This is a genomic window from Rhodococcus sp. Q1 (assembly GCF_004153645.1).
Lineage (GTDB): Bacteria > Actinomycetota > Actinomycetes > Mycobacteriales > Mycobacteriaceae > Rhodococcus > Rhodococcus gordoniae.
In genome coordinates this window covers 658893-682781 of record NZ_SDMJ01000001.1, presented here as the reverse complement: position 1 = coordinate 682781, position 23889 = coordinate 658893, and the positions used below count along the sequence as shown (strand labels likewise).

The 23889-nt window shown below is 67.8% G+C and carries 23 protein-coding genes; 7 read left to right on the top strand and 16 right to left on the bottom strand.

Annotation, left to right across the window (positions count from 1 at the left end):
- Nucleotides 1-72 precede the first annotated feature (72 nt).
- Genes EQ874_RS03250 through EQ874_RS03240 form a run of 3 tightly spaced genes read right to left on the bottom strand, consistent with a single transcriptional unit; the run spans nt 73 to nt 4344 of the window.
- Nucleotides 73-1755, bottom strand: coding sequence for a PucR family transcriptional regulator (locus tag EQ874_RS03250; RefSeq protein WP_207213465.1), 1683 nt, complete (start codon nt 1753-1755; stop codon nt 73-75).
- A 53-nt stretch (nt 1756-1808) separates the two neighbouring features.
- Nucleotides 1809-2903: an XdhC family protein gene (locus EQ874_RS03245; protein WP_129975544.1), complete on the bottom strand. Its 1095-nt coding sequence runs from the start codon at nt 2901-2903 to the stop codon at nt 1809-1811.
- A 43-nt stretch (nt 2904-2946) separates the two neighbouring features.
- Nucleotides 2947-4344, bottom strand: coding sequence for an amidase (locus tag EQ874_RS03240; protein ID WP_064064316.1), 1398 nt, complete (start codon nt 4342-4344; stop codon nt 2947-2949).
- A 141-nt stretch (nt 4345-4485) separates the two neighbouring features.
- Here EQ874_RS03240 and EQ874_RS03235 point away from each other — a divergent pair, with 141 nt between their 5' ends.
- Nucleotides 4486-5661, top strand: coding sequence for an MFS transporter (locus tag EQ874_RS03235; RefSeq protein WP_064064315.1), 1176 nt, complete (start codon nt 4486-4488; stop codon nt 5659-5661).
- Here the strand turns inward: EQ874_RS03235 and EQ874_RS03230 are convergent.
- Together EQ874_RS03230 and EQ874_RS03225 are read right to left on the bottom strand one after the other, a co-directional pair.
- Entirely contained in the window at nt 5631-6533 is a 903-nt protein-coding gene (locus tag EQ874_RS03230) for an alpha/beta hydrolase (RefSeq protein WP_165369189.1), read from the bottom strand. The genes EQ874_RS03235 and EQ874_RS03230 overlap by 31 nt on opposite strands.
- A gap of 133 nt (nt 6534-6666) precedes the next feature.
- A complete protein-coding gene (locus EQ874_RS03225; RefSeq protein ID WP_129975540.1) occupies nt 6667-7638 on the bottom strand; it encodes an LLM class F420-dependent oxidoreductase in 972 nt (323 codons plus the stop codon).
- Between the two features lie 106 nt (nt 7639-7744).
- On the opposite strand from EQ874_RS03225, the gene EQ874_RS03220 reads away from it, so the two are divergent.
- Complete coding sequence (locus tag EQ874_RS03220; RefSeq protein ID WP_129975538.1) at nt 7745-8500, top strand: MOSC N-terminal beta barrel domain-containing protein; 756 nt, start codon at nt 7745-7747, stop codon at nt 8498-8500.
- A 6-nt stretch (nt 8501-8506) separates the two neighbouring features.
- On the opposite strand, the gene EQ874_RS03215 is transcribed toward EQ874_RS03220, so the two are convergent.
- Entirely contained in the window at nt 8507-9940 is a 1434-nt protein-coding gene (locus tag EQ874_RS03215) for an acyl-CoA synthetase (protein WP_207213464.1), read from the bottom strand.
- Nucleotides 9941-10080: 140 nt separating this feature from the next.
- Between EQ874_RS03215 and EQ874_RS03210 the strand changes: the two genes are divergently transcribed.
- The 3 genes from EQ874_RS03210 (at nt 10081) to EQ874_RS03200 (ending at nt 11844) form a co-directional block, all read left to right on the top strand.
- On the top strand, nt 10081-10818 hold the full coding sequence (locus EQ874_RS03210; RefSeq protein ID WP_064064338.1) for an IclR family transcriptional regulator: 738 nt from the start codon (nt 10081-10083) through the stop codon (nt 10816-10818).
- Nucleotides 10819-10951: 133 nt separating this feature from the next.
- Nucleotides 10952-11626, top strand: a complete 675-nt coding sequence (locus tag EQ874_RS03205) for a hypothetical protein (RefSeq protein ID WP_016932797.1) — start codon at nt 10952-10954, stop codon at nt 11624-11626.
- Nucleotides 11626-11844 (top strand): helix-turn-helix transcriptional regulator, encoded by a 219-nt coding sequence (locus tag EQ874_RS03200; protein ID WP_016932798.1) that lies wholly within the window; start codon nt 11626-11628, stop codon nt 11842-11844. The genes EQ874_RS03205 and EQ874_RS03200 overlap by 1 nt, the downstream gene beginning before the upstream one ends.
- 98 nt (nt 11845-11942) lie before the next feature.
- Here the strand turns inward: EQ874_RS03200 and fahA are convergent, their stop codons facing one another.
- The 4 genes from fahA to EQ874_RS03180 all read right to left on the bottom strand — a co-directional run bounded on the left by fahA (nt 11943) and on the right by EQ874_RS03180 (nt 15848).
- Nucleotides 11943-13127 (bottom strand): fumarylacetoacetase, encoded by a 1185-nt coding sequence (gene fahA / locus EQ874_RS03195; RefSeq protein WP_129975534.1) that lies wholly within the window; start codon nt 13125-13127, stop codon nt 11943-11945.
- Complete coding sequence (locus EQ874_RS03190; protein WP_064064311.1) at nt 13124-14005, bottom strand: hypothetical protein; 882 nt, start codon at nt 14003-14005, stop codon at nt 13124-13126. Before EQ874_RS03190 ends, fahA begins: the two co-directional genes overlap by 4 nt.
- On the bottom strand, nt 14002-15204 hold the full coding sequence (locus tag EQ874_RS03185; RefSeq protein WP_129975532.1) for a homogentisate 1,2-dioxygenase domain-containing protein: 1203 nt from the start codon (nt 15202-15204) through the stop codon (nt 14002-14004). Before EQ874_RS03185 ends, EQ874_RS03190 begins: the two co-directional genes overlap by 4 nt.
- A gap of 116 nt (nt 15205-15320) precedes the next feature.
- Entirely contained in the window at nt 15321-15848 is a 528-nt protein-coding gene (locus EQ874_RS03180) for a MarR family winged helix-turn-helix transcriptional regulator (protein WP_016692512.1), read from the bottom strand.
- Between the two features lie 157 nt (nt 15849-16005).
- On the opposite strand from EQ874_RS03180, the gene EQ874_RS03175 reads away from it, so the two are divergent.
- Nucleotides 16006-17610, top strand: coding sequence for a VTT domain-containing protein (locus EQ874_RS03175; protein ID WP_129975530.1), 1605 nt, complete (start codon nt 16006-16008; stop codon nt 17608-17610).
- A complete protein-coding gene (locus EQ874_RS03170) occupies nt 17598-18272 on the top strand; it encodes a response regulator transcription factor (protein ID WP_129975528.1) in 675 nt (224 codons plus the stop codon). Before EQ874_RS03175 ends, EQ874_RS03170 begins: the two co-directional genes overlap by 13 nt.
- Before the next feature lie 13 nt (nt 18273-18285).
- Here EQ874_RS03170 and EQ874_RS03165 read toward each other — a convergent pair whose 3' ends face one another.
- From EQ874_RS03165 to EQ874_RS03140, 6 genes are all read right to left on the bottom strand, one after another.
- Nucleotides 18286-18690, bottom strand: coding sequence for a hypothetical protein (locus EQ874_RS03165; RefSeq protein WP_129975526.1), 405 nt, complete (start codon nt 18688-18690; stop codon nt 18286-18288).
- A 133-nt stretch (nt 18691-18823) separates the two neighbouring features.
- Entirely contained in the window at nt 18824-20155 is a 1332-nt protein-coding gene (locus tag EQ874_RS03160; RefSeq protein ID WP_064064304.1) for an MFS transporter, read from the bottom strand.
- Between the two features lie 36 nt (nt 20156-20191).
- Entirely contained in the window at nt 20192-21652 is a 1461-nt protein-coding gene (locus EQ874_RS03155) for an FAD-dependent oxidoreductase (protein WP_129975524.1), read from the bottom strand.
- Complete coding sequence (locus EQ874_RS03150) at nt 21649-22446, bottom strand: SDR family oxidoreductase (protein ID WP_129975522.1); 798 nt, start codon at nt 22444-22446, stop codon at nt 21649-21651. Before EQ874_RS03150 ends, EQ874_RS03155 begins: the two co-directional genes overlap by 4 nt.
- Complete coding sequence (locus tag EQ874_RS03145; protein WP_064064301.1) at nt 22439-23269, bottom strand: SDR family oxidoreductase; 831 nt, start codon at nt 23267-23269, stop codon at nt 22439-22441. Before EQ874_RS03145 ends, EQ874_RS03150 begins: the two co-directional genes overlap by 8 nt.
- 48 nt (nt 23270-23317) lie before the next feature.
- Nucleotides 23318-23746, bottom strand: a complete 429-nt coding sequence (locus EQ874_RS03140; protein WP_129975520.1) for a nuclear transport factor 2 family protein — start codon at nt 23744-23746, stop codon at nt 23318-23320.
- Nucleotides 23747-23889 lie beyond the last annotated feature (143 nt).

The window sequence follows — 23889 nt, the reverse complement described above, 5'->3', positions numbered from 1 at the left end:
CAGCTCCGGCCCGGCGTGGGAGGAATCTGCCAGGAGCGACCTTCCGAAATTGGCAAGATCGGTGGTTGATCGTCAGGAGTCGATTCCACGCATCGCGATGATCTTGAGCGCGAGCGACAGGTCCAGCCGCAGTTCGGGCTGCTCGGTGAAGGGACCGAGGATCTTTTCGAGTTTCGCCACACGATAGCGCAGGGTGTTGTAATGAAAATGTAACTGGCGCGCGGCTTCTGCGATGTTGATGTTGGTGGCGAGGAGCACCTCGAGGGTGCGGCACATGTCCTGTGCCTCCGCCGTGCCGTCGGTCAGTTCCTTGAGTGTCTCGCGCGCGAACGACTCGAGTTCCTCGGTGTCCTCGACGAGGCTGAGCAAACGGTACACGCCCAGATCGTCGAAATGGGTCACCGCCCACGGTCCGGAGATCTTGCGTCCCACTTCGAGTGCCGTGCGCGCCTGAGTGTAGAGCGCCGGCAGGTCGTCGGTGGACGACGACGCACGCGAAACCCCGACCCCGAACGGTCGTCGGCCTCCCCCGCCGGCTCCGCGCACCTGGGCAACGAGTTCGCGCACGAGGGTCATGGTGTCGCTGCCCTCCCCCATGAGCACGACGGTCTCGGTCGCCAGCGCAGTGACGGACGCCCCGGAATCGCGGCCTGCCAGCGCACCCGCGAACGCACGGGCCTGCCGTTCCACGACCGGCAAGCGGGCCGGTGTCCCCGACGAATCATCGTCCACGCGATCGGGTTCGACGACGACCACGACGACCCGGCGGTCGAGATTCCAGCCGAACATCTGGGCGTGCACGATCACCTGCTCGGGCTCACCGGCACGGCCGCGCAACATGTCCCGGACGAAGTTGGCCCGGTGCCTCTCCTCGACCGCCGAGACTGCGAGCTCACGGCTGACGACGAGCGCGCACACCGTCGCCGCCTGCTCCACCAGATACAGATCCGGCGCGGAGAGACCACGTGAAGGGCAGAAGAATACGAGCCGCCCGTGGTCGACGCCGTTGGCGGAGATCGCGGCGATCGCCACGTACTCGTCGCCGAAACGGTGCAATCCCAGCCCGCCCTCGATCGAATCGGTCCGCACCCGGCCCGTCTGGTCGACGGCCGCCGTCGACGACAACCAGGCGAAGTCGGATTCCTTTCCGGCCCTGTAGGTCTGCCGGCCGTCGGGGGTGGTGATCAGGGCCGACCCGCCGAGCCGGCGCGAGATACCCTCGGCGAGGGCTCTGTGCCCACCGCCCGCCATGACGATCTCGAGCAGCGCACGACGCAGGTGATCCGCCTCGAAGACCGCCTCCACCTGAGCTGCGGCCATCTCGCGAAGCCCACGCGCGAGCCGATGGTCTGCGACGAGGTCCTCCGGCGTCGTCAGCACCGGGAAGGGAACGCCGTCCGTGAGCCCTTGCGGCAGAGAATGTCCGGCGTCGAGCCGGACCACGAGCGCCGAGACCTCGTTGCGATTCAGGCGTGCCAGGAAGTCCGCGATCGGCACGGCGAGTCGCGCGAGCACCGTGGTGGAGGTGACGAGCAACAATCCAGGACGCAGCCACGGCCCGATCTCCGGGAGCATCATCACCGCGACCTCGACCACAGCGCGCGCCGCAGAGAGGTCGCCGGCGACCACCGTCGGCGCGACGAGGAAACCCGAAGAGACGACGTCGGCGAGCGGGCAGGGTTCGAATCCGATCGCTGCACTGTCTTCCGGTTCGGCGGTGCTGCGTCCCGGTTTCTCAGCCTTGCGCACCGTCACAGCACTATCCGTCCACCTGCCAGTCGTTCACCCCGCTCGGGAGACACGTGACATTAGAGGGCTGCGGCAGCACCGTCAATCACAGGGGGACAAGCCGCAGGTCGGACAGCGCGTCCCCCAGGCGCCCGGTGGATGGGTCCGCGCAGCGCCGCGAGGCTGCGCCCGGTGGCGCCGCGCGTGCTCACGAGGATCTCCGCGAGGATCGACACGGCCGTCTCCTCCGGAGTGCGCGCACCGAGATCGAGCCCGATGGGCGAGTGCAGTCGTGCCAGCTCGTCCGCCGACAGACCGGCCTCGCGCAACAGCGCGACCCTGCGCTCGTGCGTGGATCGGCTGCCCATCGCGCCGATGTATCCGGCATCGCACCGGAGCGCACGTTCGAGCAGCGGAATATCGAACTTCTCGTCGTGGGTGAGAACCGCGACGACGGTGGTCGGGTCGATCGGCGCCGACTCGAGGAAGACGTGCGGCCACGCCACCACGACCTCGTCGGCGTCCGGGAACCGGGCAGGGGTCGCGAAGACGGGCCGTGCGTCGATCACCGTCACGCGGTACCCGGCGAACTTCCCCAGCGTGCACAGGGCGGACGCGAAGTCGATGGCGCCGAAGACGTACATCCTCGGCCTCGGAGCGAAGATCTCCACGATCTGCGCATTCTCCTCGTCGACGTACACCTCCGACTCGCCCTGAGCGAGACGCGTGCGGACCTCGATCTCGGGTCCGTCCCCGTCGAGGGTGATCATCCGATGGACGACGGGCTCACGGCCGGTCACCACCGCGACCGGTTCCCCCGCCCCGATTCGTCGCGCCACCTCCGCGAACTCCGGGAAGGTGGCGGAATCGACTCGTTGCACGAACACCTCGATGGTGCCGCCGCAGGTCAGACCCACACCGAAGGCGTCGTCGTCGGTGACGCGGAAGACCTCGGTCCGGGCGTGTCCGTCGGCGAGCACGTCGTGGGCGATGTCGTACAGGGCACCTTCGATGCAGCCTCCCGAGACACTGCCCACCACCTCGCCGGACTGCGAGACGGCCATCGCGGCGCCGGGGTCGCGCGGCGACGACTTCCAGGTGCGAACGACGGTCGCCAGCGCGAACGCGTCACCGTCGTCGAACCAGTGCGCCAGCTCGTCGAGAATGTCCCGCACAGCAACCTCCTTCGGTTCTTGCCGGCATGTCGCAGCAGGCGTGTCACAGACGCGCGGCGACGGCCAGCGCGACATGGTCGTGGAACGGGCGCGCAACGATCTGCACGCCGATGGGCATGCCGTCGCTCGCCCGCCCGACGGGGACGACGACGGACGGGAACCCGGTGACGCTGATCGTGCGGCAACTCGCCAGCGCCTCCTGCCAGGTGAGCAGCCGATCGTCGACACCGAAACGCTCGAGACCGAGCGGGGGCGCACCGATGGATGCGACCGGCAGCACCAGCACGTCGCCCATCTCGGCGAGCAGCCGATGGACGAGCGCGGTGCGCTGCGCCCACAGCTCCTCCACCTCCCGTTGCCCCGCGCGGCCGGCCGCGGACAGCAGGTCGCGGATGACGGCCCCGAACCGGTCTACGCTCCCCAGCGCGTCGATGTCGGTGTGGGTCTGGGTGGACCGCAGCCGCCCGAACAGGTCGTTTCCCTCGGCCAGCGCCGACCCCCGGTACGGACGGGCACCCAGTCGCCGCGCGCTCTCCCGGACGACGTCCACGATCTCGTCGGCGACGGGGACGGTACCTTCCCCGGCCGCCCAGGTGATCGTCAGAGCGTCGACGTCGACCGTCGCCGGGTCCGTCCACGCGATGTGCGGCTCGGAGATCACACGCAGGGCGAGGACGAGGTCGCCGAGGGTCCGTGCCATGGGGCCGACGGTCTGCAGCGTGCCGTGCACCGTCGTGGGATTGGCCCACACGTGGTCGCCGACGAGCACCCCCGGGTACTGGCCGTCCGCGGAGACCCTGCCCACGGTGGGGCGGATCGAGCACAGACCGGTGCAGTGCGCGGGCCAGCGCACCGACCCGCCGAAGTCGGTGCCCAGGCCGAGAACGCTCATGCCCGAGGCGATCGATGCCGCTTCGCCCCCGCTCGATCCACCGGGCGAGCGCGGCGAGTCGGGACTACCCAGCGGGTTGACCGTCGGTCCGAACATCTCGTTGTCGGTGAGTCCGGAGGTCCCGAATTCGGGCGTGTTGGTTTTGCCGATGAGGATCGCGCCGGCCGCCCTCATCGCGGCGACGGCAGGTGCGTCGACGACGGGGACGTTCGCTGCCAATGCCGGCGAGGCCGCCGTCGTGCGCACGCCTGCCGTGGCGATGAGGTCCTTGACGGTGAACGGCACTCCGGCGAGTGGACCGGCCGGGCCGCCCCGGTCGAGGCGGTGGTCGAGGGCGTCGGCTTCCTCGCGCGCACCGGCCGCCGCGACGGTGACGATCGCGTTGAGGCGCGGGTTCTGCTCGGCGATCAGTGCGAGATGATCCTCGACCACCCGACGTGCGGTGATCTCGCGACTCCGGACCCTCGTGGCGATCGACCGCGCGTCCGCGCCGGTCGCCGGACCGATGCGTTCGGTGTCGCGTGTCGGGGATCGACCGTCTACCGCCACTGGCCCTCCTTCGTCTGCGATCGACGAGAACGCTATGACGGGCTCCGGGCCCCTCCTACGTCCACACTCCACAGGAAGGCGGTCGCCGTGGTGTGAAGAGTTGATACTTTCCCGCCGGAGCGGGCCTGGGAGGATCGGGGAATGATTCCGTCCTGGGCCCGTCTCGCGTTCGCCGTGTTCGCGGTGAGCTGGGGTGCCAATCAGTTCGCTCCGATGCAGTTGGTCTACCGCGATCATCTCGGGCTCGGCAGCGGGTCGTTCACCGCCATGCTCGGGTCCTACATCGTGGGGTTGATCCCCGCCCTGCTCTACTTCGGGCGGGTGGCCGACCGGATCGGCCGTCGCCCGGTGATCCGGGCGATGATCCCGGTGAGCGTCGTGTCGTCGATCGTTCTGCTCCTCGGCGCCGACATCCCCGCCCTGCTCTATCTCGGGCGGGTCCTCGCCGGATTGGCGTCCGGGATGGCGTTCGGAGCGGGCACGGCCTGGATGAAGGAACTCAGCGAGGGACCGGGTGTGGGAGCACGCCGGGCGGCCGTCTCACTGTCGGCGGGATTCGGCAGCGGTGCCCTGTTCGCCGGCCTGATCGCGCAGTGGCTGCCCGCCCCCGACCGTCTGCCCTATCTGGTGCACATCGCCCTGATGGTGGTCGCGCTGGTGCTGGTGTGGGCCGTCCCCGACGCTCACCGGCCCCGCACCGTGCAGGGTTCGTGGCGCCTGTCGACCCTGTCGTCCCCACGCTTCCGGTGGGGTGTCGTCCCTTGGGCTCCGTGGGTCTTCGGGTGCGCGACCGTCTCGTTCGCCACGATGCCGCCGATCGTGTCGGATCGGGTCGACAGTGTGGCCGTCGCGTTCACCGGTGTGGTCGCCGCACTGACGCTGCTCACCGGTGCACTGGTCCAGCCCGTGGCCCGGCGCATCACCCGGCACGGTGAGGATCGTGGGGTGTGGACCGGGGTGGGCCTCGGTGTCCTGGGGTTCGTCTCGGCCGCTGTCGCGGTGCTCGTGGACGGTCCGGGATCGGTGTTCGCCGTCCTCGTCACCGCCGTCTTCCTCGGCGGGGGTTACGGCATGCTGCTCGTCTCCGGCCTCGTCACCGCCGAGAACATCGCGCCCTCCGACGAACTGGCGCAGACCGTCGCCGTCTTCTACTGCCTGATCTATCTGGGCTTCGCGGTGCCCTTCGTCATCTCGCTCGCCGCGCCGCATATCGGCTTCGTCGCGTGCTTCGCGATCGCCGTGGCCCTGCTCGTGCTCGCGCTCGTCCCCCGGAAGCTGATCGCCGATCAGGACGCGACCCTCGTCGGTTCGCGCTGAGCGGTGGCGACAGGGCTACCCGCGCGCACCTGCCCGAGCAGGTCCGACAGTGCGCGGGCGACCTCCTCGGGCCGGTCGGCGAGCACACGGTGACCGGCACCCACGAACCGCACGAGGTCGGCGTGCGGCAGGCCGGCCGCCATCACCTCCGACAACGCCAAGGGCACGAAGATGTCCTCCGTGCCCGCCGCGACCACCACCGGCACTCTCGCGAGCACGGCGAGAGCGGCGGACTCGTCGAGGACCGCGAAGTCGGCCAGCAGCCGCGACCAGGTGACGACGGAGGTCTCGTTCGACAGCGCCGATCCGACCACCCGCAGCCACGATTCCTCCGTGCGCCTGCGTGCGGCAACCGTGCACACCCGGCCCCCGGCGCGTTTCGACAACTCCATGACGCGCGGTGCACGCGACACCGCCCGGTGCACGATGGAGGCGGCCGGATGCCGCAGATAGCGTCCGATACCGCCGTCCGCGAGTCCCGATGCTGCGGTGGCGAACAGGCCGACACCCACGATGCGGTCGCCGACGGCGTCAGGGTGACGACGGACGTAGGACAGTGCGACCATGCCGCCCATCGAATATCCCGCCAGCACCACCGGTCCGTCCGGCGCGAGGGTCCGGAGCACCGCGTCGAGGTCGTCGGCCATCCCGGAGACCGTGCACGCCGTGACGTCGCCGGTCCCGGAACGACCGTGTCCTCGCTGGTCGTAGCGGACGATGCGCAGACCCGGCAGGTCCACCGATTCGCAGACGGCATCCCAGCTCGCGGCGTCCTGGCAGTGGCCGTGCAGGCACACGAGGGTCAGACCCGCATCCCGCGATCCGGTCACCGTGGTGGCCAACGGCACTCCGTCGTCGGCAACCACGGTCACACGAGCGATCGTGTTCGGGTCCGTACTCGACGTCGGCTCGGCCATCTCGCCTCCTGCACAGCGCATCTGCAGGAGTTGTCGCGTCGCCCTCGGGTGCCGTTAACCGCCGACATCGAATCGTGACGTCCGGTCGTCAGCGCGGGGCGAGCGCCCGGATCATTGGTGCGGGATCGCCCGAGGGCACCAGGGCGATGGCCGGGGTGGTCACACCTGCCTCGACGTAGCGCTCCACATGCTCGCGGCAGGCCTCGGGTTCGCCGTGGATCACGAGGGCGTCGACCACGTGGTCCGGGATCGCTTCGAGGGCGGCCTTGCGGTCGCCTTCCGCCCACGCCTTCCACATACCGGCGAAATCGTCTGAGCGGCCGAGGAATTCGTGGAAGGCCCGGTAGACGGGGACGTTCATGTAGGCGGCGATCATGCGCCGGCCGATGGCGCGGGCCGTCTCGGTGTCGAAGCCGGGGAGCACGAAGATCCGCGCGACGATCTCCTTGTTCTCGCCGCCCTCGTGGACGTAGGGCGCCACGGTGCGCACGTCGTCGGCGGACAACCAGTTGATGATGGCGCCGTCGGCCTCACGTCCGGCGAGACGCAACATGCCCGGCCGCAGCGCCGCCAGCAGCACCGGCGGCGCCGGGTCGGGCACGACGCCGACCCGGAAGCCGTCGACGGCGAAGGTGTCGTACTTCTCGGAGACCTTCTCCCCTGCCAGCGCCGAACGCAGGAACCGGAGGGTGTCGCGGGCGCGCTTGAACGGTTCCTCGAAGGGAATGCCGTTCCACTTCTCGACGATGACGTCGGACGATGTGCCCACCCCGAGCACGAAGCGGCCGGGCGCGGCGGCAGCGAGGCTCGCGGCCGACATGGCCAGCGTGGCGGGGCCTCGGGTGTAGACAGGGACGATCGCGGTGCCCAGGCGCAGGCCGGGAGCCCACACGCTCGCGAGGGTGAGCGGGGTGAACGCATCGGCGGCGCCGGCCTCGGACGACCACACGTCCGTGTACCCGAGGTCGGGGAGCTCTTCGATGATGCGTCGCTGGTCGAGCAGAGGGATGCCGTCGAGGGGGACGGTCAGGCCCCATCGTCGTGTCGTGTTCTCCGTCATGACCGCCACCTAACCACACTGTGGTCCACGTCATAGCCGGACGTCTTCCGGCCCGGCCGGTCGGGCCCGCCCCGCGGCCGCTCCGGTCCCCGTATGCTCGCAAGTCGTGCGTATCGATCAGTTGTGGCGTTATCCGGTGAAGTCGTTCGGGGGTGAACGGCTCGACACCGCAGCGATCGAAGAGGACGGTCTGCGCGGCGATCATGTGTGGGCGCTGGTCGACGCGGAATCCGGAAACATTGCGAGTGCGAAGCGTTTCCGTCGCTACGGTCTGCTGCTGACCTGCTCGGCGCGACTGCTGAGCGACGACGATCCGCGCGATCCGGCGGCACTCGAACTCACCCTGGCCGACGGCACGGTGATCCGCGGCGACGATCCCGAGGTCGACGACCTCCTGTCGGAACTGGTCGGTCACGACGTGCGTCTCGAACCGCGCGACCGCAGCTACGACGAGGCGCCGCTGCATCTCGTCTCCCGCTCCGCGGTGGAGTCGCTCGGCACCGGCGACCCCACCGACGTGGCCCTGCGGCGGTTCCGTCCGCAGCTGGTCGTCGACGTTCCCCACTCGCCCGGTTTCGTGGAGGACGAGTGGATCGGCCGACGGGTCTCGGTGGGTTCCGTGGTCCTCGCACCGCACGAGCGCACCGCGCGGTGCGTCATGGTGACGCTCCCCCATCAGGAGGTTCCCGCGCGGCGCGGCATGCTGCGCGAGGTGACGGCCGCGCATCAGGTGCCCACTGCGCCGGGGGGCAAGCCGATGCCGTGCATCGGTGTCTACGCGACGGTCCGGACTCCCGGCGACATCACCGTCGGTGACGAGATCGGCGTCGGCCGAGCCGACTGCTCGAGCACAGTCGAGTAGATCGGGTCACTTCCCGGCGAGGTAGTCCTCGACGAGAAGCTTCTTCTGCACCTTGCCCATGGCGTTGCGCGGAAGAGCGTCGACGCTACGGATCTCGCGGGGGCGCTTGTGGATCGAGAGGGTCTGCGCGACGAAGTCCGAGAGTTCGCCCGGATCACGGAGATCCCCGACGACGTAGGCGACGATCCGCTGTCCGAGATCGTCGTCCGGCACACCCACCACCGCGGCCTCCTGCACGCCGGGATGGTTCAGCAGCGCGTGCTCCACTTCGCCGGCGCCGATCCGGTAGCCACCGGACTTGATCATGTCGACCGATTCGCGGCCGACGATGCGGTGGAAACCCTGGTCGTCGATCACGGCGATGTCGCCGGTCTTGAACCAGCCGTCCTCGGTCATCGACTCGGCGGTCTTCTCGGGGTTGTTCAGGTAGCCGTCGAACAGGGTCGCGCCGGACACCTCCAACTGGCCGAGGGTTTCACCGTCGTGCGGCACGAGGTTGCCGGCCTGGTCGCGCAGGCGGGTGGAGACGCCCTGGATCGGCAGTCCCACCCAGCCGGGCCGGCGCTCACCGTCGTGGCGTGTGCTGATCGTGATGATCGTTTCGCTCATCCCGTACCGCTCGATCGGCGCGGAACCGGTGAGGGCGAGCATGCGCTCGAAGACCGGGACGGGAAGGGGCGCACTGCCCGACACCAGAAGTCGCGCGGACGACAGTGCGCGAGCGGATGATTCGTCGGCAGCGACCCGCGACCACACGGTAGGAACACCGAAGTACAGCGAACCACCGGCTGCCGCATAGGCTTCGGGTTTCGGTCGCACCGTGTGCACGAGTGGCGAGCCCTGCCGGAGCGCGCCGACGACACCGAGGATGAGTCCGTGGACGTGGAACAGGGGAAGTCCGTGGACGAGCGTGTCGTCGGACGTCCAGTTCCATGCCTCGGCGAGACCGTCGAGACCGGCCGCCACGGCGGACCGCGAGAGCACGACCCCCTTGGGGGCGCCCGTGGTTCCCGAGGTGTACATGATCATCGCGGCACTGCCCGGATCGGCCTCCGCGTGCGAGGACGACGAACGCGCGCTCGCGTCGACAGGGATCGCAGGCAGGGTGACATCCTCGGGGGCCGTGCCGAGCCACGCCTGCGCACCCGAGTCCTTCAGGATGTGGGCGCGCTCGGCAGGACCGGAATCCGGCGGCACGGGCACCGCGGCCACACCGGCCATGAGGCATCCGGTCGTGGCGATCACCGTTTCGATGCTCGCGGTGGCGTCGACAGCGACCCGCGAGGAGCCTGCGACCTCGTCGGCCACAGCGGCGGCAGCCGCGATCAGTTCGGATCGGGTGAGCGAGACGTCTCCGACGCGGACAGCGCTGCGGTCGTCACTGCCTGCTCCGGACTCGGTGAGCGAGGTCAGCAACGGCACGGGCGTGGTGGTGGTCATCGGTGGTGGTCCCTTCTCGACGTCCTGCCGGACGGTGTCGCGCGGCGCACGGTCCACATTGTGGACCGACGTGCTACGATGCGGTCCGGCTCAACTTATAGCCCGTGCCGCCTGCCGTCAACGACGCGCGAAAGGTTCCGATGAACAGCGTTCTCACCGCACTCCGCGTGTTCGAGGAGGTCGCGACCACGCAACCGGTCGGACTCTCGGACGTGAGCAAGCGACTCGACGTCCCCAAGAGCACCGTTCAGCGATGCCTCAAGACCCTCGCCGAAGCCGGCTGGCTGCGCCCCTCGACGACGAACGCCGGGCAGTGGGTCATCACCGGCCGCGCGTTCAGCCTGGGTAGCGCGATGTCGTCCGGCGACGACCTGCGCGAGGTCGCACTCTCCGAGTTGAACCGCCTGCAGACCGAGACGGGCGAGACCGTCCATCTCGCCGTGCCGGACGGGAACGAGCTGGTCCTGATCGAGCGACTCGACAGCGCCCACCAGCTGCGCGCCTTCCTCGCCCTCGGCACGCGCCTGCCTCTGCACGCCGCGTCCACCGGCAAGGCCTATCTCGCGTCGCTGCCCGACGAACGGATCGAGAATTTCCTCGCGACCGAACTCCCCTCGCTGACCGAGCACACCGTCACCGATCCGGCGGCTCTGCGCGAGGAGATCGCCGAGATCCGCGCCCGCGGGTACGCCGTGACCGAACAGGGGCTGCACGACGGCATCGCCGCCGTCGCCGTCGCCCTGCGCGGGCGCGGTGGCACCGTGCGCGGCTGCTTCAGCATCTCCGGTCCGGCTTCGCGACTGACCCCCGACCTCTTCGCCGACTACGGCGCGAAGGCGCTGGCAGCGCGGGACGCGATCGAGCGTCGCCTGCCCTGATCCGCTCCGGGCGGGACCGGCGGGACCGGCGGGAACGCGCCCTCTCTGGACATATCGTTTCTCGATATGTATAACGATTATCGATGGTATCGACAATCGATAGTGCCGCCGCCCGGCGAGTTCGGAGACGACCATGAATTCCACCCACGACACCGACCGCCCCCAGAGCCCGGGCTCCGAACCCGACACGCTCTCCCCCACCGAGACGTCGAAGAAGGACCGCACCGATCTGTGGGCGTCCCTCACGGTCTTCGCGCTGACGTCGTTGATCGTGCTCTTCACCTATGTTCGCGACCTCGCAAGCTCTCTCGGCGACGGCATCGTGACCGCGCGGGTCCGGTTCGACGACGCGGCAGCGGCGCCGGTGCTGTCCACCCCGAACGGCGTCGACCTCCGGACCACCTCGACGACGGTGATCGACGTTCCGACCGACGTCCTCTCACCCGTCAGCGTCGCCCTCCTCCGCGCCGGGGAGGCGGTACAGACCCTCGGCTACCTGACGGCCCTGGCCCTGCTGAGCTGGATCATGGTGCGATTCGTCCGGGGCCGGTTGTTCGACCGCGGTGTCATCCGGCTCGTGTGGATCACATCCATCGTGGCGATCGCGACCATCATCGTCCCGATGATCCCCCGCACGCTGGGCACCAACATGCTGATCCGGGACGTGGACATGAACTACGTCCTCTCGAACGCGCCTCTCGGACCGGAGTTCTGGTACGCCTACGTCTTCTGCATGGTGATCTCGGCCGTGGGTGTGGTGCTGCGGATCGGCAGCCGCATGGCGCGCGACAACGAAGGACTCGTCTGATGCCTCCGGAAACCGAGCATGCCGTCCGGTGTCATCTCGACGAACTGCTGGCCGATCGGGGCATGACGCTCACCGAGTTGGCCGAGAAGGTCGGCGTCAGCGTGGTGAACCTGTCGGTACTCAAGAACGGACGCGCCCGCGCGATCCGCTTCTCGACCCTCACCGCCCTGTGCCGCGTACTGGATTGTTCTGTAGGCGACATTCTTTCGGTCGACTGACCGACCCCGAACACGGCGATGCCCGGAACCTCGTGGGTTCCGGGCATCGCCGATGGTCCGGCCGGTGGCGCTCCGGCTGACGCACGGACCTGTTTTCTTTATTCCCCGATCGCGGGAAGAATGCGGGTGCGGACCTCACCGAAGCCGATGCGCGTCCCGTTCGGGCCGGGAGCGGTGGCCGAAATGGCGATTTCGTCGCCGTCCTCGAGGAAGGTGCGTGTCTCGTCGCCCACCTGCACGGGTTCTGCTCCGCCCCAGGTGAGTTCGATGAAGGCGCCACGCTGGTCCTTCTCCGGGCCGGAGATGGTGCCGGATCCGAACAGGTCGCCGGTGCGGGTCGCGGCACCGTTGACCGAGGTGTGGGCGAGCATCTGCGCCGGCGACCAGTACATCTGCGCGTACGGCGGGTGCGACACGACGTGCCCGTTCCACTCGACCTCGAGATCGATGTCCAGGCCCCACTTCTCGGTGCCCTTCAGGTACGGCAGCGGCTCCGGGTCCTGCACCGGGGTGTCGATGCGGGCGGCCTCGAGGGCGGCGAGCGGAACGACCCACGGCGAGATCGACGTCGCGAAGGACTTGCCGAGGTTCGGGCCCAGCGGCACGTACTCCCACGCCTGGATGTCGCGGGCCGACCAGTCGTTGAGGATGACCGCACCGAAGCAGTGGTCGGCGAACTCGTCGGGAGTGATCTGCGAACCCATCGGGGAGCCGACACCGACGATGAAGCCCATCTCGGCCTCGATGTCGAGCCGGATCGACGGACCGAAGACCGGTGCAGGGTCGTTGGGGCCCTTGCGCTGTCCGCTCGGCCGCACGATGTCGACCCCCGAGGTCACGACGGTGCTCGACCGACCGTGGTAACCGACGGGAAGGTGCTTCCAGTTCGGCATCAGCGGGTCGGGGTTCTGCGGGCGGAACAGTCGGCCGAGGTTCGACGCGTGGTTCTCCGAGGCGTAGAAGTCGACGTAGTCTGCCACCTCGATCGGCAGGTGCATCGTCACGTCGGCAACGGCGAAGACCGCCTCGTCGGCGACATCGCCGGTCACGAGTTCCCTGATCGCAGCGCGAACTTCGTCCCACCGTGCACGACCCTGGGCCATGAACGCATTGAGCGAGGGCTCGGCGAAGACGACGTCGTCCTCGAAGACACGGCTCAGGTCGAGAACCGTATCTCCGACGCGGACACCGACACGGGGTTCGCTGTCGGCCGTGGAGAAGATGCCGTACGGCAGGTTGTCGATGCCGAAGAGCGAACCCTCCGGAATGGCGATGGTGGTCATGCGTTCGTTCCTTCGGTGATCGGGGAAACGGTCGAGGGCGCCAGGCCGAGGTCGAGCAGATCCTCGAGCGGTTCGGCGATGCTGCAGGTGCCGTACGACAGGAAACGGCGCCGGACCTCTGCGGCCCGCTCGTCGGAGAGTGCGCCGAGACGTGCGGAGAGCACTGCCCCGTCACGTTCGGCCAGCACGGAAGCGACCTCGTCGATGTCGGCTCCGGACAGCACCGCGTCCACCGCGGCCAACAGGTTCACGAACCCGTGCTGTTCGAAGCCCGTCCTCGGGTCGGTGTTGCGCACCGCGTGGTGCAGACCGGCGGTCGCCTTGAACGGAACTCCCGTGGTGACGACCGTCGAGACCGCTGCGGCGAGCTCGGCCTCGTCCGGATACGCCTCCGCCACGATCCCGCCGGTGCGGAACTTGGCGGCGTACGGCGTCCCGGTCAGTCGGGCGAGGATCTCGGCTCGGCGCTCGTCACGCGGAACCTCGACGAATACATCGATATCCGGTCGACTCACCCTGATCTCGTCGAGCGCCGCGAACAGCTCGTCGACGGATTGCTCTGCGGGGACCGCGATCTCGAGGGCCACCACGGACACCGAGTCCATCGCGTCGACCTGCTCGAGTGCGGGCCGGACGGCGGCGGTGCCGGTCGGTGCGGTCAGGCTCAGGGCCAGCTCACCGGGATACGGGTGCTGCGCCAGGTGATCTGCGAGTTCACCGAGGCGACCGGCCGGGAAGACGAACGCTCCGACGAGCGGTGCGTGCGCGGACGAGCGGTGCCCGGCGTGGGCGGGGACGGCGACGGGCAGCGGGGCGTTGCCCGGAGGGAACAGCGCAGCGTCGTCGCACAGTCCGGTCAGGAGAGGTCCGAAAGTCATTTGGCCGCTCCTGCATTGCGGTTCCAGCTGCCGGCGTAGGCGGCGTCCTCGCACGCGAGCGCACCCTCACCGAGTTCGAGGGGGCGGAAGGTGTCGACCATGACGGCAAGTTCGTCGAAGAACTCCACACCGATGCTGCGCTCGTAGGCACCCGGCTGCGGGCCGTGCGCGTGACCACCAGGGTGCACCGAGATCGAACCCTGGCCGATGCCCGATCCCTTGCGGGCCTCGTAGTCGCCGCCGCAGTAGAACATGACCTCGTCGGAGTCGACGTTCGAGTGGTAGTACGGCACCGGTACGGCCAGCGGGTGGTAGTCCACCTTGCGGGGCACGAAGTTGCAGATGACGAAGTTGTTGCCCTCGAACGCCTGGTGCGCCGGCGGCGGCTGGTGGACGCGACCGGTGATGGGCTCGAAGTCGTGGATCGAGAAGGTGTACGGGTACAGGCAGCCGTCCCAGCCGACCACGTCGAAGGGGTGGTGCGGCATCAGGTAGCGGGTGCCGACGATGCCCTGCGAGGTGCGGTGCTTGACCAGCACCTCCACGTTCTCTTCCTCGACCTGCATGAGCTCGGTCGGTCCGTGCAGGTCGCGTTCGCAGAACGGCGCGTGCTCGAGGAACTGCCCGAACTTCGACAGGTAGCGCTTGGGCGGGACGATGTGGCTGTTCGCCTCGATCGTGTAGGCGCGCAGCGGTCCGTTGCCCCGGGGCACCCAGCGGTGGGTGGTGGCCATCGGCAGCAGGACGTAGTCGCCGGCCTTCGCTTCGAGCGGACCGAAGACCGTCTCGACGGTGGCCTCACCGGATTCGACGTAGACCATCTCGTCGCCGACGACGTTGCGGTACAGCGGCGAGGGCTCGGTCGACACGACGTACGAGATGCGGACGTCGGCGTTGCCCAGGACCAGGCGGCGACCGGTCACGACATCGGTTTCGGCCCAGATCGTCTCGGGGAACAGATCGTGCAGCTTCAGGTGCCGCGGCTTGAGCGGATGGTTCGGTGTGGTGGTCTGATCGGGCAGCTTCCACTCCGTGGCGTCGACGATCGCCGACGGGATGTACCGGTGGTAGAGCAGCGCCGAGTCGGACGAGAAGCCCTCCTCGCCCATGAGCTCTTCGTAGTACAGGTCGCCGTTCTCGTCGCGGTGCTGGGTGTGACGCTTCGGCGGGATGACGCCGAGCTGTCGGTAGAACGCCATGATCTGACTCCTCGCGGATCTCGGGCGTGCGAGGGACGGTCGCTCGCCTGGAATTAGTAAATACGTTAACTAAACCGAGGCCGTGAGCGCAACCACAGAGAGGTCACGACCCTGCGTCAGTTGCGTCCGCGCACGTCGAACTGGCTGCGGTTGGTGATCAGCTTGTTCAGCAGCATCACGAGAATTTGCTGTTCGGTGGGGGTGAGCACCTCCACCCAGGCCTCTTCGCGCTCGTTCTGGGCACGGAAACTGTCCCGGATCTCTTTCTCTCCCGCTTCGGTGAGCGACAGTTGCACCGAACGCGCGTCGTGGCTGACCGGAGTCTTCTCGAGGATTCCCGCCTCGACCAGGGGTTTCGCGAGGTTCGACACGGCGGCGCGACTCATCCCGGTGAGCCGCGCGGCGACATTCGGTTCGATCGGACCCGCGAGCCAGATGACGAACATGAGCCGATAGGCCGACCACGACCGGCCACGCGGACGGTGAACCGCGGCCTCGAGGTCGTAGGTGACGATGTCCGAGGCCCGGTTGAGCGTGAGCAGGACTTCGGTCGCACTGCGGTGATGTTCACCGAACTTGCTGTTCAGACGCTCCTGCGCGAGTTCGACGAAGGACCAGTAGTCGAGGTCGCGGGGTCCGGACATGCGGTCACAGTACCGCAGGCCCGGAATAATTCATCTATTTACTATCCGGTAGATCGGCCGGAGATCGGCAGGACTATGGAAAACCACACCCCGAACACCTCGAAATCGGCGGAAAACCGCAGTGAACTGCGCATTCACTGCTCATAGCGTTCCGGACATGAACCTCGAACACACCCTCTCGCAGTCACCCACCGACGAACTCGACGGCCTCGCGGGCCTCTCGCTGCAGCTGATGGAGATGCTCGGAGCACCCGGCGCCGGTCTCGTGGTCGCCGCGGAGAACCTCTTCCCGCCGATCCCGAGCGAGGTGATCCTTCCCCTCGCCGGCTTCGCGGCCTCCCGCGGGGAGATCTCCCTCGTCTCGGCCGTCGTGTGGACCGCCCTCGGCTCCGTCGTCGGCGCGCTGCTGCTCCACCTCACCGGACGAGCCTTCGGGCGTCCGCGGATGTATGCCGTGGTCGAGCGACTCCCACTGGTGAGCATCTCCGATCTGCGGCGCGGCGAAGAATGGTTCGCCCGCCACGGTGAGAAATCGGTGTTCCTCGGCCGGATGGTGCCGCTCGTGCGGAGCGTGATCTCGGTTCCCGCCGGGGTGGAGGCCATGCCCGTCGGCCGCTTCGTCGTCCTGACCGTTCTGGGCAGCGCACTGTGGAACTCGATCTTCGTGCTCGCCGGATACCTTCTCGGTGAGAACTGGGGAGTCATCGAGCCGTATGCGGATGTGCTGCAGAAACTCGGGATCGTCACCGCGGTGGCGGGTGCGGCGGCATCGGTCCGCCGCACCACCGACGGACCGGACCGGGCGGCCGAACGCGACCGCACCCGTCTCGTGCGATGGTTCGACGCCGAGACGGTCCGGGATCTCCCGGATCGCGAGCCGACGGGGTACTTCCTCGTCCGTCTGGCCTACGGTCCACTTGTCGGCATCGTCGTACTGCTCGTCCTGATCGCCGCGACCGGCTACGGGGGCTGGGCGATCGTCCTGCTGGCCGGCGGTCGCATCTCCGTCGCCGACGGCCTCGTCTCGCTCCTCGTCGCCGCCGTCATGATCTACCTCGCCGTCCGGATGGCGATGATCGTGGGCCAGTGGGACGTCCGCACGGCACTGCGGCTGCTCGGTGACGACGCGACGCAGCATCGTCTCCGCGACCTGCAGCGCACCCGTGCCGACGTCGTCACCGCCATCGACGACGAACGCCGGCGGATCGAACGCGCCCTGCACGACGACGTGCAGCAGCGGGCCGTCGCGCTCGCACTCGACGTCGGCCGCGCGCGACGCACCGCCGAACGCGGCGGAAATCTCGTCGCCGACCTCGACAACGCCGTCGCCCAGGCACAGGCATTGCTCACCGAACTGCGCGACGTGGCGTGGCGGATCTACCCGGCCGCGCTGGACGAACACGGACTCGCCGCGGCGCTGGAAGGATTGTCCGCGCACACCTCCCTCCCCGTCGACCTGGATCTGTCGATCCGTCCGGAACCGCCGCACGATGTCGCGGCAGCCTCGTACTACGTTGCCGCGGAAGGGGTCACGAACGCGACGAAGCACTCCGGCGCCGACAGTGTGTCGGTGACCGTCGCGGCGGACGGTCACGTCGTCACGGTCACGGTCGTCGACGACGGATGTGGCGGGGCCGAGATGACGGGCTCCGGGCTGACAGGTCTCGCGCGCCGTATCGCCGCGCTGGACGGGCAGTTCTCCGTACACAGCCCTCGCGGAGGGCCGACCGTCGTGGAAGCGAGGATCCCGTGCGCATCGTGATTGCCGAGGACTCGACCCTTCTCCGCGAGGGTTTGTCGCGGTTGTTCGCGGACGAAGGCCATGAGGTGATCGCCGGCGTGGGAAATGTCGTCGAGTTGCATCATGTCGTCGAGCGCGACGTGCCCGATCTCGTGCTGCTCGACGTGCGTATGCCACCGACCTACTCGACGGAGGGCATCGACGCGGCGCGGCGCATCAAGGAGGAGCACCCGCAGGTCGCTGTGCTCGTGCTGTCGCAATACGTCGAGCACCGGAACGCCACCGGTCTGCTCACGAACGGGTGGGGTGGCGTCGGCTATCTGCTCGAGGATCGTGTGTCGGACGTGGGGGCATTCCTCACCGATCTGGAACGAGTGGCTGCGGGCGGGACGGCGTTCGATCCCGAGGTGGTGCGGCAACTGTTCGCGAACACCCGCCGCGCCGACCCCATCGCCGCCCTCACCGAACGCGAACGCGAGGTGCTCGAGGCCCTCGCCCAGGGTCTGACGAACACCGGCATCGCCGGTCGTCTGACGATGTCGGTCAGTGCCGTCGAGAAGCACGTCAATTCGATCTTCGTGAAGCTCGACCTGCCGCGCGAAGCCGACCGTAGTCGGCGGGTACGGGCGGTGCTCCTCTATCTCGAGAGCACGGGCACCCCGAGCTCTCGGGACGACCGCTGACGCCCCGTGCGGATCAGAAGAGCGGATACACGAAGTGCCCGACGCCTCCGCCGGGTGCGCTCGACCCCGTCACGTTGGGCAGGTTCGCGGGCAGACGCTGAAGTTTGTGTGGACGGCCTTCGAGGTCGGCCTGCCAGCAATCGGTCGTCACGCCGTGGAAGCCCTGGCACACGATGCGGGTGTTCGTGCCGAAGGGCGAGGTCAGCCGCGGCTCGTTCACCAGCGGATTCCAGTAGGCAAGCTCGTCCGGCGTGAGCCAGTTGGCGGGGTCCACATCCGACACGGAGATCGGGCTGTTCGGTTGCTGGACCGGCCACTCGTCCTGTGCCGCCGCGATGCCGGCGCCGCCGAGGACGATCCCTCCTGTCACTGCGGCGACCGATCCGGCTCGCAGTACCCGTCGAAATCCGTTCGCCATCGTTCCCCTCCACCCCGTGTCTCGAGGACCCGTGCCTCCCGGACATCGAAACACGGACCACGCGGTCCGGATATGGGAATGCCGGAATTGTCGGCCCCCGACGGGTTCCGACAATTCCGGCTGCACCACAGGACTAGTCGGTGCGGAGTTCGATGCCCTTCGTCTCCTCGATGAAGAAGACCGCACCGAGGGTGAGCAGCGCACAGAACACGAAGTACCCCGCCGGTGCCAGCGAGTTCCCGGTGACGTCGATCAGCCACGTCGCGATGAACGGTGCGGTGCCACCGAGGCACATGTTCGTCACGTTGTTCCCGAGAGCGATACCGCTGTATCGCACAGACGCCTTGAGCATCTCGACATAGGTGACGAAGGAGGCACCGTTGACCACCGACACGCAGATGAACAGCACGGACTGGCCGACGACGGCCTGCCAGACGGTGCCGCCGGACATCAGCATGAACATCGGAACACCGACGATCGCGGATGCGGCACTACCGGCGAACAGCACCGGCTTGCGCCCGTACTTGTCGGCGAGATAACCGGCGATGGGCAGCGTGATCACACCGAGCACGAGAGCGAGGCAGGTCGACAGGAACGCGACGGAGGACGACAGTCCACCCGTGGTCTGGAGGTAGGTCGCGGCATACACGGAGGCGATGTAGTAGCCACCGATGATGAGCGCACCGAGCAGGATGATCTTGACGACGCTTCCGCCCGACGTCTTCAGCAGCTCCGCGATGGGCAGCTTCTTCGTCTCACCCTTTTCCTCGAGTTCCTCGAACTGCGGGGTGTCCTCGAGATGATTACGGATCCAGATGCCGACGACACCGATGACCACGCTGAGCAGAAACGGGATGCGCCATGCCCATTCGAGGATCTGCTCCTCCGAGAAGGTGGACGTGATGCCGAGTGCCACGAGAGACGCCACCAACGACCCCAGGTAGGTACCCGAGTTGACCATGGACGTCTGCGTCGCGCGCCAGCGTGCCGGTGCGGATTCGGAGACGAATGCGTTTGCGCCGCCGAGTTCACCGCCGGCCGCGAAGCCCTGCAGACAGCGGGCGAGCACGAGCAGAACCGTCGCCCACACGCCCAGAGTGGCGTAGGTGGGCATCAGTCCCATGGCCGCGGTCGCCACGACCATGAGCAGGATCGTCCACGACAGCGCATTCTTCCGGCCGTACTTGTCACCGATGTGCCCGAAGAAGATGCCACCGGGCACCCGGAGAAAGAACGCCACGGCAAAGGCCGCGAATGTTCCCAGCAGAGCAGCCGTCTCGTCTTCCGAGACGAAGAACAGGGTGGCGACCATCGTCGCCATGTAGCCGTAGATTCCGAAGTCGTAGTACTCCACGATGGTGCCCACGACGGCAGCACGAATGACCTTCGTCGTCGACTGCTTCGGCTGCGGAGTGCCGGCCTGGGGTGGACTCACTGCGGGGGATGCCGCGTCCGATCCGAGCATGTTCGTGTCCTTTTCGAATGTGAGGGGGAGGTGGCGCTACACGCCGGCAACGCCGAGTGCGGCGCGTGGAGCGGCGCCGGATGCAGCCCAGCGGGCCGCGTTGAGGCCGGCGATGCGACCCATGGTCACTGCATTGGCGACGGCGTTGCCGCCGCCCACATAGCGGAGGCCGAGGATGCCGGCGCCCGCTTCTCCGGCCGCGTACAGGCCGGGTACGACGTTCCCGAGGGTGTCGAGAACTTCCGCGTTCGGGTTGATCTCGAGTCCGGCGTGGGTGCAGACCAGTTCGGCGGGCAGCATACGTGCCGCGTAGAACGGTCCCTCCGTGACGGGGCCGGGGTTCGAGGTCGATCCCTTGTTGGCGAGGGTGCGATGCCGCAGGAAGTCGGGATCGTTCCCGTTGGGCAGCTGGGTGTTCCAACGATCGATCGTGGTGACCAACGCATCGACCGGTACGCCGATGAGGTCGGCGAGTTCGGGAAGGCTGTCGGCACGCAGGGTACGACCGGCGTCGGCTTCCTCTGCGATCCGGTCGGCGTCCCAGTCGGTGTAGCCCGACGGCAGCCCGGTGCGGGCCTTCTCGTCGAAGATCACCCATACCGGTCCGTCCTGACGATCCATGAGACCGCCGGAGACCGCGTACGACGCATCCTCGTCCATGAACCGTCGGCCGGACTTGTTCACGTACACCCGCGACTTGGGCGGGAAGCCGGCCTGCCAATGGTGGTAACGCTGGAAGTATGCGGTGGGCATGGTCAGTCCCCAGTCCGTGCCGGCGATCGACGAATCGACCTGCTCGCCGAAGCGGAAGTGGTCACCGCGGCTACCCGGCGCGGCCACGACGAACAGCGACTCCCCTGCTCGGAGCGGATACGGATAGTACTGCTCCAGCAGGTCGCGGTTCTGCGCGAAACCACCGGACGCGACCACGACGGCATGTGCACGGACCTCGATGTCGTCCGCGACGACACCGACCACACGTCCGCCCTCGACGAGCAGCTTCTGGACCCGGGTACCGAGCACGGCTTCCACACCGTGCGTGCGACGCGCACGGTCGAGTGTCTGCACGAGTCCGTAGCCCTGATCCTTCGGCACGTGCCCGCGCCAGACGTCCTCGACACCGGCCTGGCACAGACCGGGCATGTGCGCGTTCGACGATTCGCGGGCGGGGATCTCCACGCCGAGACCGATCAGCCATTCGAGCGTCGGGCCCGCGTTCTCGCAGAACGCACGGACCAGGCCGGGTGTGAGGACCCAATGGTTCAGATCCATGTAGTGCTGGAAGAACTTCTCGGCGGAGTCCTCGATGCCGAGACCGCGCTGCACACTCGTCCCTGCCGCGGTGAACAATCCCGCGGACAGCTGGGTCGACCCGCCCAGTTCGGTCTCGGATTCGAACAGCAGCACACTCGCCCCGGATTCGGCGGCAGACACTGCGGCCGCGAGACCGGCACCGCCACCACCGATCACCACGACGTCGATGATGTCGTCGTTCATGAGAGTTGATCTCCTGTCTCCGCGAGGATGCGGTGATAGAGGCCGTTGGACGTCATGCCGCCGTCGACGGTCACTTCGCTGCCGGTCATGTAGCTCGAACGGTCCGACAGCAGGAAGAGCACAGAGTCGGTGATCTCGTCGACGGTGGCCATCCGGCCGGCCGGAACGCTGTTCAATGCGGCACCGACGAACGCGTCGGCGCCGCCGAGCAGGGCCGTGCCCACGAGGCCGGGGTGAACCGAATTGACGCGGATACCCCAGCGCGCGAAGTTCCCCGCCGCGGATTTGGACAGGCCCCGCAGGCCCCACTTGCTCGACGAATAGGCCGGAGAGAAGTAGCCGATCTGCCCCGAGATCGACGAGATGTTGACGATCGAGCCGCCGCCGCTGTCGCGCATGAGCGGAGCCACCGCCTTCATCCCGTAGAACGGGCCGAACAGGTTGATCCGCATGGTCTTCTCCCAGACGTCGTCCGGGGTGTCCATGAATTCGAGACGTCGAGAGATGCCGGCGTTGTTGACGAGTCCGCCGAGTTCACCTCGCTGGGAGCGGATTTCGTCGACGACTCTCTGCCATGCCGCGGCGTCGGACACGTCGAGCGTGTGTGCCGATGCGGAACCACCGGCCGCCTCGATCTGTTCGACGACCTCGGACGGGTCGTGGATATCCGCAAGGCACACATGCGTTCCCCGTGCAGCGAGCACGCGGGCATGGTTGGCACCCATTCCCCCGGCTGCGCCCGTGACGAGTACGACCGAGGGGTACGACACCGATTCGACGACGCGGTCAGACATGACGTGATCCGCCGTCGACGGCAATCGAGTGTCCGGTGACGTAGCGGGCGCTGTCGGAGAGCAGGAACAGCAACGGTCCGAAGACCTCTTCGGGGGCACCGAGCCGGTGCAGCGGGACGACGTCGAGCGCGTGCTTCAAGGCGGCCGGGTCCTCCTGGACCCACCGGGTCATCTCGGTGTCGATATATCCCGGCGCGATCGAGTTGACGCGGATCCCCTTGTCGCCGAATTCGACTGCCAACGATTCGGTCAGATGGGCGACGGCGGCCTTGGAGGCGCAGTAGGCACCGCGGCCCTTGCGCACGCGCAGCGCCGAGACCGACGACATGTTCACGATCGCGCTACCGGGCTCCATGTGCCGCGCCGCGGCCTGCGAACCGAAGAGAACGCCTTCGACATTGACGTCCAGAGTCGCCGCGATCTGCTCCTTCGAGATCTCCTCGGCAAGGGCGAACGGGAAGATGCCGGCGTTGTTGATCCAGAAGTCGATGCGGCCGAACTCCTGGAGTGCGACCTGCGCGAGCGCCTCGTGGTCGGCCGGATCGGTCACGTCGACACGTGCGCCGATCACCGTGCCGGGCGTCTCGACGAGGGCTTCCACGGCGAGATCGGTATCGATCTGCTCTGCGGCCTCCTTCATCTGCACATCGTTGATGTCGCCGCCCACCACGTGCACGCCGCGCGTGGCCAGACCGCGCGCGAACTGGGCACCCATACCGCGCGCCGCGCCGGTGACGACGGCAACTTTGCCTGCCATCTCCGGGTAGAGGGCGACGATCGGGGTGGTGACGGTACGGCCCGGGTTCTGGGCATCGACGGTCATGGGTGATTCCTCCGAGAATATGAAGCGAAGTGGAAAGAGGTGTGACGATCAGCTGTCGTCGCGGGAGACGACGCGGCGGGCTATGCGCCATTCGCCGCCGGTGCGCACGACGTGGTCGTCGATGGTGGTGAACCGGACGAGTCGGGATTCGCCCCCACGAACGGTGGCCACGATCTGCAGATAGGCCCGTACACGGAGGGTGTCGTCGTCGACGCGGTAGGCCGCGAGGTCGGTGACGACGTGCCGGTGCACTTCACCTGCTGCCTGCGCGCCGACATGGAAGCGCTCGGCGAAGGCCACGAGATCGTCGGTACCTGCCACGGGGGCGGGGTAGCTGGGCGAGCAGAACTCGCCGTCGGCGGTGAACGTTTCGGCCCACTCACGCGCAGAGCCCTCGTCGATGAGGTGGCTCTGTCGCCCGTAGAGCTGGTGGATATGAGCGAGAACCGCCGCGTCCACGTAGTCGGTTCGTGTCATGTCGTACGAAAACCATCCGTGATTGTGTGCGATAATCGCACTCAGTGTGCGATTAACGGAAATGCTAGGTGTTACAGTTCACAGACGTCAAGGGAGGTAATGGGGGTCATGACGCAAATGCGGGATGTACCTGCGCAAACCGG

Coding starts and splice junctions, on each gene's coding strand:
- EQ874_RS03235 (WP_064064315.1), top strand. CDS start 4,486: ATGATTCCGTCCTGGGCCCGTCTCGCGTTCGCCGTGTTCGCGGTGAGC.
- EQ874_RS03225 (WP_129975540.1), bottom strand. CDS start 7,638: ATGACGGAGAACACGACACGACGATGGGGCCTGACCGTCCCCCTCGAC.
- EQ874_RS03215 (WP_207213464.1), bottom strand. CDS start 9,940: ATGACCACCACCACGCCCGTGCCGTTGCTGACCTCGCTCACCGAGTCC.
- EQ874_RS03210 (WP_064064338.1), top strand. CDS start 10,081: ATGAACAGCGTTCTCACCGCACTCCGCGTGTTCGAGGAGGTCGCGACC.
- EQ874_RS03205 (WP_016932797.1), top strand. CDS start 10,952: ATGAATTCCACCCACGACACCGACCGCCCCCAGAGCCCGGGCTCCGAA.
- EQ874_RS03200 (WP_016932798.1), top strand. CDS start 11,626: ATGCCTCCGGAAACCGAGCATGCCGTCCGGTGTCATCTCGACGAACTG.
- fahA (WP_129975534.1), bottom strand. CDS start 13,127: ATGACCACCATCGCCATTCCGGAGGGTTCGCTCTTCGGCATCGACAAC.
- EQ874_RS03190 (WP_064064311.1), bottom strand. CDS start 14,005: ATGACTTTCGGACCTCTCCTGACCGGACTGTGCGACGACGCTGCGCTG.
- EQ874_RS03185 (WP_129975532.1), bottom strand. CDS start 15,204: ATGGCGTTCTACCGACAGCTCGGCGTCATCCCGCCGAAGCGTCACACC.
- EQ874_RS03180 (WP_016692512.1), bottom strand. CDS start 15,848: ATGTCCGGACCCCGCGACCTCGACTACTGGTCCTTCGTCGAACTCGCG.
- EQ874_RS03175 (WP_129975530.1), top strand. CDS start 16,006: ATGAACCTCGAACACACCCTCTCGCAGTCACCCACCGACGAACTCGAC.
- EQ874_RS03165 (WP_129975526.1), bottom strand. CDS start 18,690: ATGGCGAACGGATTTCGACGGGTACTGCGAGCCGGATCGGTCGCCGCA.
- EQ874_RS03160 (WP_064064304.1), bottom strand. CDS start 20,155: ATGCTCGGATCGGACGCGGCATCCCCCGCAGTGAGTCCACCCCAGGCC.
- EQ874_RS03155 (WP_129975524.1), bottom strand. CDS start 21,652: ATGAACGACGACATCATCGACGTCGTGGTGATCGGTGGTGGCGGTGCC.
- EQ874_RS03150 (WP_129975522.1), bottom strand. CDS start 22,446: ATGTCTGACCGCGTCGTCGAATCGGTGTCGTACCCCTCGGTCGTACTC.
- EQ874_RS03145 (WP_064064301.1), bottom strand. CDS start 23,269: ATGACCGTCGATGCCCAGAACCCGGGCCGTACCGTCACCACCCCGATC.
- EQ874_RS03140 (WP_129975520.1), bottom strand. CDS start 23,746: ATGACACGAACCGACTACGTGGACGCGGCGGTTCTCGCTCATATCCAC.